This is a genomic window from Corynebacterium sp. 122RC1 (assembly GCF_024580955.1).
Lineage (GTDB): Bacteria > Actinomycetota > Actinomycetes > Mycobacteriales > Mycobacteriaceae > Corynebacterium > Corynebacterium kozikiae.
This window is the reverse complement of sequence record NZ_JANIKD010000021.1, coordinates 18,383-34,956: the sequence shown is the minus strand read 5'-3', so window position 1 is coordinate 34,956 and position 16,574 is coordinate 18,383. Positions and strand designations below refer to the sequence as shown.

Genomic DNA, 16,574 nt, shown 5'->3' with positions numbered 1-16,574 from the left:
CGGGTGGGCCCTGTCAGATTCGATGCGCACGCAGCTGCTGCCGCTGCAGGCGCTCAATCAAGCAATTGTCAGCGCCAAGGAAACAACTGGGCTTATTCACCACTCGGATCATGGCTCTCAGTACGTGAGCATCATCTACAACGAGCGTTTGGCTGAGTATGGGATTACTGCCTCTACCGGCACGGTGGGAGATTCCTATGACAATGCGCTGGCCGAAAACGTCAACGGCTCCTACAAAAATGAGCTTATTCACCCTCGCCGATGGAACGACGTTATCGAGGTAGAGAGCGCAACGTTTAAGTGGGTGACTTGGTGGAACGAGTCCCGGCTACACCAAAGCCTTGGCTACCGAACACCAGCCGAGGTTGAAGCAGCCTTTTGGGCATACAACCCACCCAAAGCCATAATGGAAACCAAGGCAAATGCCTAGGAACAAAACCCAGGGCAGCTCACACCCACTGCGTTGAAGGCAGTTGGGTGTGGTTGTTTGTGTTTGGGGCCAAGCATCAACTTGCCTGTGCCAGCGCCTGTGAGTAACGCCTTTGAGCAGCTTAATTAGTACTTAATATTTCTTTGTGTTTTTCCTGGGGAAAAGCTACTCTTGAAGTGGCTTTTCGGCCCTTGAGGCCGATTTTTGTGCTTTGAAAGGACAACCCCACTTGAAACTCTCCCTGAAGGCGTTGCTGGGATCAATAACAGCAGCACTCATTGCAGTTCCACTTGCCGTGGTGCCCTTGGCACACGCGGAACCGGTGGGATCGTTTACGTCGGTATCCCTGACTAAAGATCAGGACGGATACCAGCTCAACAACAACCCAGTGGACACAGTGGCCAACAACAACATCGTGGCGGTCAATGACCTGGTGGGCTTCCGCATTGAAGCAAACACCACCGCAGACGCGGTGAGTGATGCGGTCATTACGATGGAAAAACCAGCGTGTTTTGCCTGGGATACTTCAGTGGACACCTCCCTCAATTTCAACCTGGATTCCGGGGCGAGCACCGGTGTGCTGAGCAAACCTGATGCAAACACCCTTTCTGTGCTGTGGGACCAGAAGGCAAGTGGTGTTGTCCGCACCCAGGTCTTCAAAGCGCTCGCTACTCAAGCTTGCCCAGACGGCTTCACCTGGACTCCAAAGATTTCCGTGCAAGATGCATCTGGTGTGAGGGAATACGAGCTGGAAACGGTGACTGTGCGAAGCACCATCAGCTCCGATATTTCCATCTCAGTACGCAAGCAGCCCGTTCTGGATGCGGCATATGTATTTACCGCTGCCATGAAGAAACCTGCGTACGTGACTGAGTGGACTGTTCGCCTGCAGCCGGAGGCGCTCAGCAAAGTTGGTTACGCAGACCCGGCCGGCAACATCATGTTTGATGTTGAATTCACCGGCACTCCCGGGGCTCTCAAGAGCATCTTTGAATTTCCTCCGCGCGCCACTACAGGTTGCTGGTCCATCGTTTCTCCAAGCGCGTACAACAATTGGCAGCGCAACCCGGACACAACACCGCAGAAGACCACGGTGACCATGAAGGCGAACGCTGGCTGTAACCTCATGGGCCAGGCAAACACGATGGTGATTACCAGCATTACGCCGCAGGACCAAATCCCAGAGGGTGAGACCTATACCCTCACAGCCAAGGTCACTCCACGTGACTGGACCGACGCCCACGGCAGGCCGTTTACTGAGACGAACGTGCAGAACAACGCTGCCAGCGTGACCATGCAACGCCAAAAGCCGGTGTACGGCTATCAGCAGGGCATGGGTAACTTTGCACCTCTGACCGCAGACGCAACTTTGGAGGAGGCGTACCCGAACCGTAATACCGCCTCTCCAATTGTGGCGCGGCAAAATGAGGATACTTGGGTAAACGTGACCAACGGCAATATTGGCCTGGAGGCAGAATTCACTGGTGAGGCAATCTACATCTACCAGGAACCAACCCTGAATAACCTCACCGCGTATCAGTTCTGGGACCCCAAGAAGCAGATTCTGGACGTCGCCAATCTCAGCGGCGCTGTCATTGGCGAGGTCGCGCCGAGCGTGTCAGGCGCAGTGACGAATCCAGCGTTGCGTTCTCGCGCAATGCCCGAAGGCAGCTACACCACGCTTTGTACCACGGCATTCGATGGAACCAACATCAATACTGCCGAGTCCATGGAATGGGTTGACTGTAACTCCTTGGATCCAAACGCGATCAGTGGCATTCGCTTCCTGCGTGCAGGTACCTACACTGGTGCAAACTTTGGTCGGGATTACCCCAATAGCAATCTCCTGTTTAGCCAGGCGCCGTTCAAGGCAGTTGCTGGTCCGGGCACCGTTCTGACCACCCAAAGCCGCTGGATGGCGGATGAGTGGGAAGGCAAGAACCGCAATGCTTCCTCCAACGTCACCGTGGTGGGAAATGTGGTGCTGCTGGACAAGGAAATTACCGAAGGTCAGACCTCTGTTGCGCCTGAGGGCACGATCAACTACCGGCTGACCCCGCAGGTTGGCCAGGCGGCGGGTACGTTCCAGCCAAATCCGGTCACCAACTTGAAGCTGGTGGATACTCTCGACCCAGGCATCGTAAATGTTGATCTCTCTGGGCTCGATCCATTCTGGAATGCAGAAATTCTTCCAGCAGACTTGGGTCCGGATGGGCTGGCATACACCAGCGATGATGCCCGCGGAATGCAGTTGGTGTTCACCCCAGCAGGCGAGGTCACTACTGAGACTCGGCTGCCCGAAATCAACTACACCGCAACCATGGGTATTGTGTTGCCACCGCAGGGCAATCCGTACAATGCAACGGTCGAAGACTCTGCTGTGTTGAGCGCGGATCACACTGCAAAGGACGCAACCGACGGCACCTCCTTGTCCGCGAGCACGCCAGAAGCAGCCTTCTTCCGTAAGTTCCTCACCTCTGATCCTGTGATCGAGGTAAAGGATGAGCCAGTTTCATGGCGTGTGGAGTGGGTGAACTACAACAACTACAACCTGGGCCAAGCACAGTTCGTAGACGTATTCCCTTACACGGGTGACGGGCCTAAAGGCTCCGAGCGCTACAGCAATTTTGCTGGAAAGCTTGAGCTGGCAAAGATCGTTCTTAGCGGCTCCGCAAATGCTGCAGGTGTGAAGGTAGAGTTGACCACGGGTGCCTCTAACACCATCGGGGAATCGCCAGCTGAAAATGCAACGTGGACTGAGGTCTCCATTGATTCCCCAGAGTCCTGGCCTGCTAACGCCACGGCAATCCGCTTGACCCTTCCTTCCATTCCATCCAGCACTCAGGGCTACGGCTCGATGGACCTGGTGTTTAAGGCATCGGGACAACAAGCTGCGAACATCTTTGACAACAATGCGTCTGGTCGTGTGTACGATCCAAAGACTGGTGTAGTTGGCGGGGTACCTGGTGAAATTCCTCTGGGCACCCGAGATGCAGACCATGTGACCGTAGTCGCCAGCTCCATTGGCGGCGTTGCTTGGATTGACGCCAACAAGGACGGCATTCGCGATGCAGATGAACAACTGCTCAAGGACGTTCCGGTGAAGCTGCTCCAAGGGGATCAATTGGTTGCGGAAGATACCACTGATGCCGAAGGTGAGTACCTCTTTGACGCTCTGCACAGCTCGGACCCCGTGAAACTGGTGGACGGCACCGTTGGTGAGCAGGGCGCATATACGGTGCAGTTCGACGTCCGATGGCTCGAGCAACGGCGCTACAAAGTTACGGAGCAGATCGTAGGAACAGATACCACGATTGACTCTGACGCACATCAGAAGACAGGAGAGGTTGCTGCCCTGAGCCTGGGTGCTGCTACCGACGAACGCAATTTGGACATCGGCGTGGTGCTCGACCCACCTCCGCCTACCATTACTTCGGCGGAGCCAAGTGAACCTACGGAACCGACTGGTTCCACGGAACCGACCGGTTCCACTGAGCCGACCGGTTCCACTGAGCCGACCGGTTCCACTGAGCCAAGCCAAACGAGTACCACGAGCGAGACCAGCGAGACCAGCGAGACCAGCGAGCCAGTGCCGCCAACTCCTCCAACTCCGCCAACGAGCGCAACCAGCACGCCGTCTGTGCCGCCGCTGCCAGTTGTGCCGGGAGTTCCGGTAGTTCCGGTGCCAGTCCCGATTCCAGGTCCTGCACCGGATTCTGGACAATCCTCGGTTCCAGCATCTCCGAGCTCCACCGCCAGTGCGCACACCACTACGCCACCGGTATCACCTGCAAAGCGTGTTTTGGCGAACACCGGCGTGAGCCCTGAGTTGCTGTGGCTCGCACTGGCTGCCGGCGCACTCACCATTGTTGGTGCAACGCTGATCCTCCGGCGGGCGCAACGATAAAAGAACCGTGGCATAGCCAGCCTTCGCGCAGAGCCCTCATGGGAATTACCCATGAGGGCTTTGGTGTGTCACTGATGTGCGGCCCACAGCAAAATGAACGTGCTCTCCCGCGCTCGAGCGCACTGTCAAAGAGCCCTCAGTTCCAGGACCGCAATTGCCGACCACGGTGATGATGCGTGGGGTGGTGAGCGGTGGGCGTCGGCAATGCTTTGCTGCGTGTGTTGACCGGCATGAAAAAACCGGCCCCACCTGTTGGTGAAGCCGGATTTCGGTTTGCGGTGAGCGTTGTGATTAGTGAGAAACTGCCTTCTCCACGCCCACGCCGGTGAGGGAGCGAACTTCCATCTCAGCGGCCTTCTTTGGCAGGTTGTCTGGCTTGCCAATGAGGGTGCCGATGATGCCGAGCAGGAAGCCTGCTGGGATTGCGACGATCGCTGGGTTGGTCAATGGGAACCACGCGAAGTCAGCGTTCGGGAACATTGCGGTTGGAGCACCAGACACGGCTGGGGAGAACGTGATCAGCACCAGGGAGATGATGAGGCCGCCGTAGATGGAGCACAGCGCGCCGGTGGTGTTGAAGCGCTTCCAGTTCAGGGAGTAGATGATGGTTGGCAGGTTTGCCGCGCCAGCGATACCGAAGGCGAGCGCCACCAGGAACGCAATGTTCTGACCCATTGCGCCGATGCCCAAGACGATCGCCAGGACACCGATGACCACCACGGTGATGCGGGAAACGCGGACCTGCTCTTCTTCGGTGGCTTCGCCGTTGCGGATCACGGAGTTGTAGATGTCGTGAGCCACGGATGCGGAGGCGGTGATGGCGAGGCCAGCCACCACAGCGAGGATGGTTGCAAAGGCGATAGCGGAGATCACAGCCATGAAGATCGGGCCGCCAACTTCAGCGGAGAGCAGGAGCACTGCGGAGTTCACGCCACCCGGAGCTGCCTTGATGGTGTCAGGTCCGACGAGTGCAGCAGCGCCGTAGCCCATCACCACGGTGAGCAGGAAGAAGAGAGCAACGATTGCGATGGTCCAAGTCACGGAACGACGTGCCTCGCGTGCAGTTGGCACGGTGTAGAAGCGCATCAGAACGTGTGGCAGACCTGCGGTACCGAACACGAGGGCCATGCCCAGGGAAACGAAGTCGATCTTGGTGAGCGTCGTGGCGCCGTAGCGCATGCCTGGGCCGAGGATCTCCTCGCCCGATGGGTGGTTCGCCACCGCAGCTTCCAGCGTTGCGTTGAAGCCACCCTTGATAGCCCAGAACGTCAGCAGGGCGATGATCAGGGAGCCACCGACCAGCAGCACTGCCTTAATCATCTGAACGTAGGTGGTGCCCTTCATGCCGCCGAGCAGCACGTAAACGATCATCAGCACGCCCACCACGGCAACCACGATGTTCTGTGCAGCCTTGCCCTGAATACCGAGCAGCAGCGCCACCAGGCCACCTGCGCCAGCCATCTGGGCGATGAGGTAGAAAAGGGAAATCGTCAAAGTGGAAATAGCGGCAGCGGTGCGCACTGGGCGCTGCTGGAGGCGGAAGGAAAGTACGTCGGCCATTGTGAAGCGGCCGGTGTTCCGCAGTGGCTCAGCCACCAGCACGAGTGCAACCAGCAGGGCGATGAGGAAGCCCACGGAGTACAGGAAGCCGTCGTAACCGTAGAGCGCAATAGCGCCGGTCACGCCGAGGAACGCGGCAGCAGAGAGGTAGTCACCCGCAATTGCGAGGCCGTTTTGCCAACCGTTGAAGGAAGCGCCACCGGTGTAGAAGTCGGAGCCCTTCTGGGAGGTCTGGCGGGTTGCGCGAACCACGATGGTGAGCGTACCGACAATGAACAGCAGGAAGATTGCAATGTTCAGGATCGGGTTACCCGTATTCACCTGCTCTTGTGCGAGCACAGAAAAATTAGAGTTCATCAGTGCTGCCCTTTCTTAAGCCGCGGATGTGGAGGTTGGGGAGCTAGGGTGCTCCATCTTGTTGCGGATCGCCTCTGTAGCCGGATCAATCTTGTTGTCTGCAAAGCGGACGTACGCCCAGGTGATCAGACCAGCGGTGGCGAACTGGGCCAGGCCCAGCAGCATGCCAACATTGATAGCCCCGTACACGCGGGTCTCCACAAAGTCCGTAGCAAAGGTAGCGACGACGATGTAGAAGAGGTACCACGCCAAGAAGGCGACGGTGACCGGGAAAGCAAAGCGACGGAACGTGCTGCGCAGTTGCCCAAACTCCTGGCTCTCGCTCATCGCGAGGAACTCATCAGGAGTTGGCACATGCTTGGCCACTTGTTGCTCAGACATGAATGCCCTTTCTAGGAATCTTGAACCGGCAGCCCTTGGGAAAGTCCCTAATAGCGTCTTTTTTGCTGTGACGTTTGGGAAACGTTTGGGGATGCGCAGTGCAATGAAGATCACTACTCAAAATGTGATGTGGGTTATTACACACTAGATTGGCGCAAAATACCTAAGGATCCAGCTTGGAGGGGGAAAATAGTTTGCAAAGTGATCTTTGCAAAGCTGCAAACATTGGGTTTTGTGGGATTGGGTGCAAGCAGCAGAGGGGTGGAGGTGTGGTAGGTTTTGGCTGCTCTGGGGCAATTTTTGGTGGGCCTGTTGGCGGGGTGTGGTAGCCGCGAAAAGGATCAATCGCGTGGAGTGGTACTGATCGGGCATGAATCCACAGTGCCCCTTTTTGGGGGTGCTTTGGGTTCCGGGGCTTGAGGCGTGGCTCTTGAGAGTCCGTCAAACTCGCCCCAAGCGTGCAAAAAGCCGCGAGGCAAAAGCCCCGCGGCTCAACTAATTGCTCCTTCGCCCTGAACGGCTGAAGAGCTGTTAGCTGCTGAAAACGGTGTTGATGAAGCCCTGGTTCGCGGCAAAGAAGGCGTTGATGTTGTTGCGCAGCGAGTGGTAGAGGGCGTCTACCTCTGGTGGGATGCCAATACCCAGGGCTGCGGCGCGCTCCTTCAGGGAGTTGTAGAAGGCGTCGATTGGAAGCTGTGGCTGTGCAACTGGTGCAGCGTAAGCCGCTGCTGGTGCAGGTGCCGGTGCGGGAGCTGCTGCTGGCGCTGCCGCCACGTTGCGTGGGGTAGGGGCGGAGTTCAAGCCCAAACGAGCGGAGCAGGAAGGCCATGCGCCCCAGCCTTGGCCAGCCAGGACCTTTTCTGCAATGGCGATCTGCTGCTCGCGGGTTGCCAGGTTTGCGGTTGGTGCGAACTGCTGGCCACCGTATGCGTTCCAGGTGGAAGCGGAGAACTGCAGGCCGCCGTAGTAACCGTTGCCGGTGTTGATAGCCCAGTTGCCGCCGGCCTCGCACTGAGCCAGGCGGTCCCAGTCGGAGTCAGGTGCAGCGGAGGCCTGTGGGGCCATGATGGTTGCGGCGGTGCCGATGGCCACGGTGGATACGGCGAACTTGGTAAAGCCGGAAGTGGTCTTACGTGAGTGACGTCCCATGGAAAAAGATCCTCTCGTCATTGCCGCCGAAAATTGCGAACCGTGGTTGGTTCACGCTCCTGTCTGCTTGAATTGTGTAGTTGTTTCCGGCGCCGCGAAGGCGTGGTGTTCCAGAAACTCAAACGGTCAAGTTGTGCAGATGTATGTGCCAGAAGCTTTGAGCCCAGACAGGAGTGTGGCGAAGGCTCGAACTTGTGCAGGCACGCTGCCTAGCAACCAACCGTAGCGGTTTATAACGAATGTGTCACGTTTTTTCTTCGTTTTGGACACATCAGATGTCACACATGTATCACTGCGACCCTGTGACCACGCCTTTTGGGTGTAGGAAAATTTTCAAAAAGTTTCCACCCCGACTGCCCGCCGCATGCAAACGGCCGTGGAACCACGGTACTTCACAGACATTCCCACCATTCCCACGGCGCGGGAATGGAAAACAGACGAGATACGCTTAAGATAAAGTGTTTCCCTTATAAGTAGGGAAAGTGCTGGCCGATGCGGATGCCCAAGGTGCCCACAATCAAACGGCACCTAGTTGCATTCTCGGTCGCATACTTGGCTGCATACCAAATGCCGCACTATATAAGGAATCAGAATCGTGGAACCATCCAAACGGCGTCCCTAAAGCGTTCACACAGCGCAGATCAACCCAAAGGGGCGTGCTGCCGAGGGTGGGCCGCCAAACCAACGAGTGCGAGTGGAAGAAAGGAAGAAGCTGTGCCAATTGGAAAAGTGAAGTGGTACGACGCCGAGCGCGGATTCGGGTTTGTGAGCAATCCAGGCCAAGAAGACGTGTTCGTGGGCAAGTCTGTCCTGCCGCAAGGGGTTGAGGAACTCACCCCTGGTCAGCGGATTGACTTTGACTTCGCCGCCGGGCGCAAAGGCCCGCAGGCGTTGCGGGTGACGGTCCTGGATGAGCCGAGGCGCAAGCCCAGCCACCAGTTCAGCACCGAGCAACTCCACTCGATGATTTCTGACCTCGTCACCGTGCTCGAGCAGCAGGTGCAACCGCAACTACTTAAGGGCAGGTACCCGGACCGCAAGGAAAGCCGGAAGGTCGCAGAAATTCTTCGAGCGGTAGCCCGCGAGCTGGACGTCTAGCAGCAAGGCAGCAAGGCGACAAAGCAGCAAGCAGCAAGCAGCAAGCAGCAAGTACAAGAAAAGCCACAGTCCTCATCCGAGGCTGTGGCTTTCGTGTTTCCTTCGCCGCAATACCGCTACACCGCAATACCGCAACACAGGAGCCATACGGCGTTATTGTGCAGCGATTGACCAGGTCACGCTGTAGGGAGTTTCCTCTCCGGCTTCATTGGTGCCAATTTGCACGCTGGTCACCTCTACAACCACCAGGCGGGGGCGGGTGGGGTCCTCGGCGGTGGTGGGGTCCACTGAGCCGGGGACGGTGACCTCGGTTGCTTGGTTGCTGGTGTAGTAGGCCTCACTGTTTGCCGCGGGGTCGTCGTAGATTTTCAGCAGTGCCCAGTCATGGTCATAGATTTCCTTGGGCAGTGTGAGCGTCATGGTGCCGTCGGCAGGCACTGGGACCACCGGCACTTCATTTTCCGCGCATTCCACCCCGGGTTCGCACACGGAGTAGGGAGTCACCTCTACCTGTTCGGAGCCGTTGGAAACGCTGATTGCAACCTCGGCAGGTTGTGGACCGGGGCGGTTGTTCCACCAGTTTTGGAACAGCACGCTTGCGGTGATTACCACCACCACCGCGATGACCAGGGCCACGATCTGAATGAGGTTCTTGCGCCTTTGTGCACGACTCGCCATGAGGCCACATCCTACCCTTGCACGCTCACGCTACTCAAAGCTCACCACATACAGGTCCGGCCATCGTTTGCCGGTGAGATAAAAACGGTTCTCCTCGCCGGGGATCGCGGCGATGCCATTGAGCACATGATTGGAGTCCGGGGTGGCGTTGTTGGGCACGGTGGAGGCGTCGATCACGGCGTTCACCTGCCCTGATGCGGCGTCAATGCGCAGAATGTCCGTGCTCAGGAACACGTTTGCATACACCTGCCGCCCTTGCGGCGTGTCCACACACTCCAGCTCATTGAGCTTTGACGCTGGTGCACCCGCCAAGGTCACAGGCATCGTGCCCACGGCCGCAAAGGTTGCAGGGTCGTGCAGCGTCAAGGTAGAGGTGCCGTCTGAGCGAAGCAGCACGTCATCAAAGGCACACAGTCCCCAGCCTTCACCTTGCACAGGGACGCGCCCCACCTCGGCTAACGTAGTGGCGTCGCGCTTGATGGCCTCCCCGTTGCGCCAGGTGAGTTGCCATACGGTGTCGCCGCTGCGGGCAATGCCCTCACCGAATGCAGTGGGCTCCAACGGGTGAACGTCGGATTGCTGCCCCGTTGCAGGATCCAGCCGGAAGATCCGCGATTCCCCCTCCCAACCCGTGCCCACCAGCAGCGACGTCCCATCGCCCTGCGCATCCACCTCGAGACCCTGAGTGAAGGCAGTGGGGTCGAAGTCCAAGGTTTCATGGATGGTCACGCCCAGGCGCTCAATGTCAGCAGGTGCCGACGCCGCCAGCGAAGCATCCCCCTGCGCGCCAGCCGCGGGCTCCGGCTCCACGGTGGGGGAGGGACTGGAGCAAGATACAAGGAGGGCGGAGGTCAGCAGCAGGGAAGCGGTACGGGTAGCTGGTTGGGGAGTTGGCAGCGCGTTCATGCTTGGCATTCTGGCATAATATCTGGGGTGAGTTCAGGCCCTAATAATCCACCCGCGAGCAATCCACCCGCGAAGAGCGACGCCGAAACACCCCCGAAGGCTCGCTCGCGCCGGAGGAAGCGCGGCGCCTGGAAGCGTCGGGAAGCGGCCAAGCAGCGCCCTAACCCGGCGGCATCTTTACTCACCTCAAAACGTGCAATTCACACAGCCCGCACCGCACTGGAAGCCTTGGGGGAGGGAGAGGTCGGGGAGCACATCGGCCTAGGACACATGGCCAAAAACACGGTGACGCACTGCTTCGAAGCCAGCGTGGATGGGTACGTGGGTTGGCAGTGGCACGCCGTGCTGGCCTGCGCGCCGGGGTCCACGGAAATCACCGTGTCCGAGGTGGCGCTCATGCCTGGCGGCCAAGCGCTGCAAGCCCCTGAGTGGGTGCCCTACTACCAGCGCATTCGTCCCGGCGACCTGGGTCCCGGTGACCACCTGCCACCCGCTTCTGACGACGTCCGCCTGGACGGCGAAACCCTCAGTGAAGAAGGCGCAAAGCAGGCCGCCCAGCGCTGGAGTTGCGGGGACTTGGGGCCGCATTCGGAATACGCCCAAGCAGCGGAGCAACCCTGCGCAAGCTGTGCTTTTTACGTAGCCCTGGCCATGCCCTTGGACGGTTTTGGCGCCTGCACCAACGAATATGCCTTCGATGCGCAAGTGGTTGCGGCAGATTTTGGCTGCGGCGCGCACTCCCAAACCAAGCCCGCTGAGCTACTGGGAGCGCCTGAGCAGCAGCCCTTTGATGATGAAGCTCCAGTAGATTTTGTGCTGTAGCGGTGCAGAAATGGTGCTGCCGCGGTGTGGCAGTGGTGTGGCAGTGGTGTGGCAGTGGGATTCGCCCGTTTGGTGCCGCAATGTGATTTTGCGCATGGGTGCCCGTAGCGTTTGAGGATTGCGCGCCAAAGGTGGAAATATCTATCGCTGTGCACGGTATCTCACGCCGTGCAGGCTGAAAGTCCCTATTTCACTTTTTGGAGCGCGCATGCCTTCACAGGCTCACACACAGTCCAAGGCTGCTTCGCAGTCTTTCTTGGACCGTTATTTCCGTATTTCTGAGCGAGGATCCACTGTGGGCACGGAGATGCGTGCCGGCGTGGTGACCTTCTTCGCCATGGCCTACATCATCATCTTGAACCCGCTGATCATCGGCACGGTTGAAGACATCAACGGCAAAACCCTAGGCATCCCACAGGTGGCGGCCGCAACCGCACTGGCCGCTGGCGTGATGACCATCGCCTTCGGTGTGATCGCCAAGTACCCCTTTGGTATTGCAACCGGTCTGGGCATCAACACCCTGGTTGCGGTGACCATGGTCAGCACTGAGGGTCTGACCTGGGAAGAGGCCATGGGTCTTGTGGTGCTTGACGGCATCATCATCGTCCTTTTGGCCGTCTCCGGCTTCCGTACCCTGGTGTTCCGCGCAATTCCGCCGGCAATGGTTTCCGCGATGAGCGTGGGCATCGGTATGTTCATCGCCTTGATCGGCCTGGTGGACGCCGGCTTTGTCCGCCGTATCCCAGACGCTGCGATGACCACGGTCCCGGTGGGATTGGGCAACGGGGGCTCGATTTCCTCCTGGCCAACCTTCGTGTTCGTCCTCGGCCTGCTTATCTGTGGCTTCATGGTGGTGCGCAACGTGCGCGGCGGCCTGTTCTTAGGCATCGTCTTGACCACCGTCATTGCCATGATTGTGGAGGCACTGACCGGCGCGGGCTCGTCGGCAGATAACCCCACCGGCGGCTGGAGCCTTGCCGTGCCCACCCTGCCTGAGAGCTTCGGCGGTATGCCAGACCTCTCCATCGTGGGCGACATCTCCCTGTTCGGCTCCTTCGCCCGCGTAGGCGCGCTCGCGGCCACCCTGTTGCTGTTCACCCTGGTCCTGGCTAACTTCTTCGACGCCATGGGCACTATGACCGCCCTGGGTAAGCAGGCCGCGCTGGTGGACGAGCAAGGCGTGCTGCCAGACCTGAAGAAGGCACTGGTTGTAGAAGGCTTCGGTGCGATCGTTGGCGGCGGCGCTTCGGCTTCCTCCAACACTGTCTACATTGACTCCGCGGCAGGCATTGCCGACGGCGCACGCACCGGCCTGGCCAACGTAGTTACTGGCGTTCTGTTCTTGGCCGCAATGTTCCTCACCCCGCTGTACTCCGTGGTGCCAATTGAGGCCGCAGCGCCTGTCCTGGTGGTAGTGGGTGCCCTGATGATCGGGCAGATCCGAGAAATCGACTTCTCCAAGTTCGAAATCGCCCTCCCAGCCTTCCTGACCATCGTGATTATGCCGTTTACTTACTCCATTGCCAACGGTGTGGGCGTGGGCTTCATCGCCTTCACCCTGCTCGCGGTGTTCGCTGGTAAGGCAAAGCAGATTCACTGGATCATGTGGCTGGTATCCGCGCTGTTCGTGGTGTACTTCGCTGCAGAGCCAATCCTTAACGCTGTTGGCTAAGGTGACTGGCTCGCGTTCTTCTGGGCGCTTGAGCTTGCGTTAATTACAAAAAACTGCTCCCCACGGTCTGGAACCTGTTTACTCAGTTCCATCCATGGGGAGCAGTTTTGTTGCTGGTGTGGGGTGCGGTTGGTGGGGTGCGGTTGGTGGGGGTGGGGCGATGCACGTGAACAAATGCAGCCCTTCCGTACAACGCGCCCTCTCAGAAAATCTCTCAGCTAGTGTGCTTGTGGCTGAGCCCCCTGCTCGATGTGCTCGCCGGCAGCCTTCACCGGCTTGACCAGCGCAACAAGGACGGTGGCTGCAACGCAAATGCCGGTGGCGGTCCCCAGTGCGGCACTCGTACCATCGCTGGTGGCCACGGCAAGCTGTGCTTCACTGGCGCCGGATGCTTTGCTCAGGAAGTTCTGCAACACTGCCACGAGCACGGCGATGCCAGCCGCGCCGCCAAGTTGCTGCAGGGTGCTGAAGGTTGCCGAGCCGTGGCTGGAGAGTTCCCTCGGGAGCACGGACAACGCGCCGGTCATCATCGGGGTGAACACCAGCGCCGCACCCAATGCGAGCACACCAAACAGTGCACCGAACACCACTGCTGGTTGGGCGAGGTCGGCGTGGGATGCCCAGGCCATTCCCCCGGCGGCGGCGATTGCCAACGCGCCACCGGGCAGCGCCAGTGGGCGCACACCGTGGCGGTCAAACAAGCGGCCCACAAATGGGGAGGAGACTGCCTGGACCACGCCTGCCGGCATGGCAACCAGGCCGGCGGTCAGCGAGCTCAGTCCAAGAGAGTTCTGCAGGTAGATGGGCAGTACCGTGACGATGCCCAGGAAGGCGCCGAACAGCAGCATGAGCACGGCAACGCTCAACGCAAAGTTGGGTTGGGTAAACACGCGGACGTCGAGCAGCGCCTGGTTGTGCTTGACCAGGGCGAGCTGACGCAGGGTGAACAGCACTAGGGCAACTACGCCAATGCCACCGGCAAGGAGGGCAAGCCCGCCGTGGCCGGTCACGATTGCGTCGATGGAGCTCAGTGCGTACACCACGCCACCAAAACCCAATGCAGCCAGGGGGATGGAGAGGATGTCCAGGCGCTTGGTGCTGCCCAGACCCACGTTCACCATGTACTTTGCGCCCACCAAAACCATGACGATGCTGATCGGCAGCATGGACCAGAAGATGGTGTGCCAAGTGGACACGTTGAGGATTGCACCGCTGATGGTTGGGCCCATTGCTGGGGCTAGGGCAATCACCACCGGGATCAAGCCCATCACTGAACCCAACTTCTGTGGTGGCACTACGAGCATCACGGTGGTCATGAGCAGTGGCATCACCAACGCGGTGCCCGCAGCCTGGAGCACACGGCCCAGCAGGAGCACGGCGAAGCTCGGGGCGATAGCCGCAACGAGTGTGCCTGCAATGAAGAGGGCAAACGCCGCAAAGAAGATCGCGCGGGTGGAGAACCGCTCAATGAGGTAGCCGGTAGTGGGGATCACCACCGCAAGCACCAAAATGAATCCGGTGGTGAGCCACTGTGCGGTGGCGGCGGTGACGTTGAAGTCATCCATGATGAACGGCAGCGCGATACTCAACGTCGTCTCGTTGAGCAGCATCACTGTTGCTGCCAAAACAAGCAATACGAGCACGATCTTGCTCTCGCGCGTAAATTCCTGCGCAGGGGTATGCATGCGGGGTCTATCTCACTTTCTCAAGGAAACCTTCTTCACAGCTTTGGTGCCAATTGCCAACTGCCATCTGCCATGAAAACTGAGGCGCCGGCTATCTTGTAGATACGTCAATAAACTGTGAAGGTCAGAAGATACAGATTAGGCTATGGACTCATGATCTCCCACATCGAGCAGGCCGACGCCCCAGAACTTGCGGATTTCCGTGACCTCAAACACTCTGACACCCGCCCGGACCTGCCGGGCGGCAAGGGCCTTATCATCGCGGAGGGCCCGCTGGTGGTGCGGCGCCTGTTGGAGTCGCGGTGCCAGGTGCGCTCGGTGGTGGGTTTCCCCCAGAAACTGGAAAATTTCTTAGCGCAACCTGGGGTTCCCGAGCTGTTGGAGGGCGTTGCGGTGCACACGGTGGATCGCCCGACCCTCGCGGAGGCAGCGGGTTACGACATGCACCGGGGCCTCCTGGCCTCTGCAAACCGCCCGGAGCCAATGAGTGTGGCGCAGGCAATTGAGTCCGCCCGCACCGTGGCCATTCTGGAAGGAGTGGGGGACCATGAAAACATCGGCTCGATGTTCCGTAACGCCGCGGGAATGGGTGTGGACGCCATTCTGTTCGGCAACGGCTGCGCAGACCCGCTGTATCGGCGAGTGGTGCGGGTGTCCATGGGGCATGTGTTGCGCACGCCTTTCGCCCATTTTGGTGGCAAGCGCACCACTTGGCAGCGCGAGCTCGCCCAGCTCCAGGAGGCGGGTTTTCACTTAGTCTCCCTCACCCCGAACCCAGAAGTGCCGCTGCTCAAGGATGCTTTGGTGGACGCCGAGGGGCGGGCGTATGAGAAGGTTGCGCTGCTCATCGGTGCGGAGGGCCCGGGGCTGACGGAGCATGCTATGCGGGCCACGGACATCCGCGCGCAGATTCCCATGGCGCCCGGCACGGATTCCCTGAACCTGGCCACCGCCGCTGCGATCGCTTTCTACGAGCGCAACCGCAGTCTCTAGCCCTTCTTGCGGAACTTTCCGAGGATTCGTGCCGCCCTGCCTGCGTTCCGACGCAGCGCAGCGCCCCACCAAGCAGCGCCGCCTCGCGCGGAGCTGGCTGTGCGTCGAAACGCCCTGCCTGCGCGTTCGGCGTAGACCTTGAGTTCTTCGCTCAGCGGCTCTTCTTCCTCTTCGGCGAGTTCGTAGTCGTCGTAGTCGCGGAAACCCAATTTTGCGCTCGCGGCGGCGCTGGCCTCCTGGATGCGGCGGGAGGGCTGATCCGAGCGGGCTTGGGGGTGCTTGGCAAGTTTCGGCTCGGGGCGGCCGTCGGTGGCAAAGGCGGCTACCTGTACGTCGGTGGTCTCCGGGTCGAATCCTAGCCAGGCGCGCTGGGCCTCAACCATGAGTTCGAGTGGCCAAAATGGCAGGTCAATGCCCCCGGAGGGCTCAGCGCGCTCGCCTTTCCAGTACGGTGCCTCGAAAGGCTCGGGCAAGCCCTTGTCCTCGTACACGCGGCCGCGCTTGGCGCTGAACGAGCGGCGCAGGGTGTTGCCGTTGAAGTGGGCGAATCCGCCTAGGCCAACATCACGATTCTCAGTAAACACGTAGACGTCTGCCGCTGGCACCAAGGTGCGCAGCTTGGGGTCGATGGTGCTTGGTGTGGTGATGTCTTCCAGCGCAGTCTGCACAACAACCAGACCGGGCATGCCGGAAATGTAGAACTCCTCGGCGGACACTTTCGCGGAGCGGTTCAGGGCGAACTGCCCAATCGGTGTGATGGGCAGGCGGGGATCCATTTGTGCCAACAGCTTGCGCCCGAACCCGCGGTCCGCCTTGGGGTGGGTGCGTACCACCGCTTCGGGATTGGCGGTGGTGACAAACCAAATGGTCACCACGCCGTCGTGGCGTGGCGCGGCGAAAGGGTCCAAAGGGATGCCGTTGTCCACCGATGCCTCC

General features: G+C 59.5%; 13 protein-coding genes. 6 read left to right on the top strand and 7 right to left on the bottom strand.

The annotated features are described in order from the left end of the window. Together NQ050_RS09650 and NQ050_RS09645 are read left to right on the top strand one after the other, a co-directional pair. Positions 1 to 430: integrase core domain-containing protein (locus tag NQ050_RS09650; protein ID WP_257039079.1), on the top strand; the 430-nt coding region annotated here is incomplete at its 5' end. Positions 431 to 659: 229 nt separating this feature from the next. Continuing rightward, positions 660 to 4,337 carry an SdrD B-like domain-containing protein gene (locus NQ050_RS09645; RefSeq protein WP_257039110.1) on the top strand — a complete coding sequence of 1,226 codons (3,678 nt, stop codon included), beginning with the start codon at positions 660 to 662 and terminating at the stop codon, positions 4,335 to 4,337. 291 nt (positions 4,338 to 4,628) lie between these two features. Here NQ050_RS09645 and NQ050_RS09640 read toward each other — a convergent pair whose 3' ends face one another. The 3 genes from NQ050_RS09640 to NQ050_RS09630 all read right to left on the bottom strand — a co-directional run bounded on the left by NQ050_RS09640 (position 4,629) and on the right by NQ050_RS09630 (position 7,784). Then, complete coding sequence (locus NQ050_RS09640) at positions 4,629 to 6,254, bottom strand: cation acetate symporter (protein WP_257039109.1); 1,626 nt, start codon at positions 6,252 to 6,254, stop codon at positions 4,629 to 4,631. A 15-nt stretch (positions 6,255 to 6,269) separates the two neighbouring features. Then, complete coding sequence (locus NQ050_RS09635) at positions 6,270 to 6,635, bottom strand: DUF485 domain-containing protein (RefSeq protein WP_257039108.1); 366 nt, start codon at positions 6,633 to 6,635, stop codon at positions 6,270 to 6,272. Between the two features lie 531 nt (positions 6,636 to 7,166). After that, the gene (locus tag NQ050_RS09630; RefSeq protein ID WP_257039107.1) at positions 7,167 to 7,784 is read right to left on the bottom strand and encodes a resuscitation-promoting factor Rpf1 domain-containing protein; all 618 of its coding nucleotides are present in this window, start codon (positions 7,782 to 7,784) and stop codon (positions 7,167 to 7,169) included. Positions 7,785 to 8,498: 714 nt separating this feature from the next. Between NQ050_RS09630 and NQ050_RS09625 the strand changes: the two genes are divergently transcribed. Beyond that, positions 8,499 to 8,882 (top strand): cold-shock protein, encoded by a 384-nt coding sequence (locus NQ050_RS09625; RefSeq protein WP_257039106.1) that lies wholly within the window; start codon positions 8,499 to 8,501, stop codon positions 8,880 to 8,882. 153 nt (positions 8,883 to 9,035) lie between these two features. Here NQ050_RS09625 and NQ050_RS09620 read toward each other — a convergent pair whose 3' ends face one another. Continuing rightward, on the bottom strand, positions 9,036 to 9,560 hold the full coding sequence (locus NQ050_RS09620; RefSeq protein WP_257039105.1) for a DUF2771 domain-containing protein: 525 nt from the start codon (positions 9,558 to 9,560) through the stop codon (positions 9,036 to 9,038). A gap of 30 nt (positions 9,561 to 9,590) precedes the next feature. Further along, on the bottom strand, positions 9,591 to 10,475 hold the full coding sequence (locus tag NQ050_RS09615; protein WP_257039104.1) for a glutaminyl-peptide cyclotransferase: 885 nt from the start codon (positions 10,473 to 10,475) through the stop codon (positions 9,591 to 9,593). 189 nt (positions 10,476 to 10,664) lie between these two features. On the opposite strand from NQ050_RS09615, the gene NQ050_RS09610 reads away from it, so the two are divergent. Together NQ050_RS09610 and NQ050_RS09605 are read left to right on the top strand one after the other, a co-directional pair. Next, positions 10,665 to 11,288 carry a DUF3027 domain-containing protein gene (locus tag NQ050_RS09610; RefSeq protein WP_373456443.1) on the top strand — a complete coding sequence of 208 codons (624 nt, stop codon included), beginning with the start codon at positions 10,665 to 10,667 and terminating at the stop codon, positions 11,286 to 11,288. A gap of 208 nt (positions 11,289 to 11,496) precedes the next feature. Beyond that, a complete protein-coding gene (locus tag NQ050_RS09605; RefSeq protein WP_257039101.1) occupies positions 11,497 to 12,960 on the top strand; it encodes an NCS2 family permease in 1,464 nt (487 codons plus the stop codon). Between the two features lie 218 nt (positions 12,961 to 13,178). Here NQ050_RS09605 and NQ050_RS09600 read toward each other — a convergent pair whose 3' ends face one another. Continuing rightward, positions 13,179 to 14,645 carry a DHA2 family efflux MFS transporter permease subunit gene (locus tag NQ050_RS09600; protein ID WP_257039100.1) on the bottom strand — a complete coding sequence of 489 codons (1,467 nt, stop codon included), beginning with the start codon at positions 14,643 to 14,645 and terminating at the stop codon, positions 13,179 to 13,181. 153 nt (positions 14,646 to 14,798) lie between these two features. Here NQ050_RS09600 and NQ050_RS09595 point away from each other — a divergent pair, with 153 nt between their 5' ends. Next, entirely contained in the window at positions 14,799 to 15,638 is an 840-nt protein-coding gene (locus NQ050_RS09595) for an RNA methyltransferase (RefSeq protein WP_257039099.1), read from the top strand. Here the strand turns inward: NQ050_RS09595 and NQ050_RS09590 are convergent. Then, entirely contained in the window at positions 15,635 to 16,564 is a 930-nt protein-coding gene (locus NQ050_RS09590; RefSeq protein WP_257039097.1) for a hypothetical protein, read from the bottom strand. The two genes, NQ050_RS09595 and NQ050_RS09590, sit on opposite strands and share 4 nt — an antisense overlap. Between the last annotated feature and the right edge of the window lie 10 nt (positions 16,565 to 16,574).

Coding starts and splice junctions, on each gene's coding strand:
- NQ050_RS09620 (WP_257039105.1), bottom strand. CDS start 9,560: ATGGCGAGTCGTGCACAAAGGCGCAAGAACCTCATTCAGATCGTGGCC.
- NQ050_RS09605 (WP_257039101.1), top strand. CDS start 11,497: ATGCCTTCACAGGCTCACACACAGTCCAAGGCTGCTTCGCAGTCTTTC.
- NQ050_RS09635 (WP_257039108.1), bottom strand. CDS start 6,635: ATGTCTGAGCAACAAGTGGCCAAGCATGTGCCAACTCCTGATGAGTTC.
- NQ050_RS09630 (WP_257039107.1), bottom strand. CDS start 7,784: ATGGGACGTCACTCACGTAAGACCACTTCCGGCTTTACCAAGTTCGCC.
- NQ050_RS09595 (WP_257039099.1), top strand. CDS start 14,799: ATGATCTCCCACATCGAGCAGGCCGACGCCCCAGAACTTGCGGATTTC.
- NQ050_RS09640 (WP_257039109.1), bottom strand. CDS start 6,254: ATGAACTCTAATTTTTCTGTGCTCGCACAAGAGCAGGTGAATACGGGT.
- NQ050_RS09615 (WP_257039104.1), bottom strand. CDS start 10,475: ATGCCAAGCATGAACGCGCTGCCAACTCCCCAACCAGCTACCCGTACC.
- NQ050_RS09600 (WP_257039100.1), bottom strand. CDS start 14,645: ATGCATACCCCTGCGCAGGAATTTACGCGCGAGAGCAAGATCGTGCTC.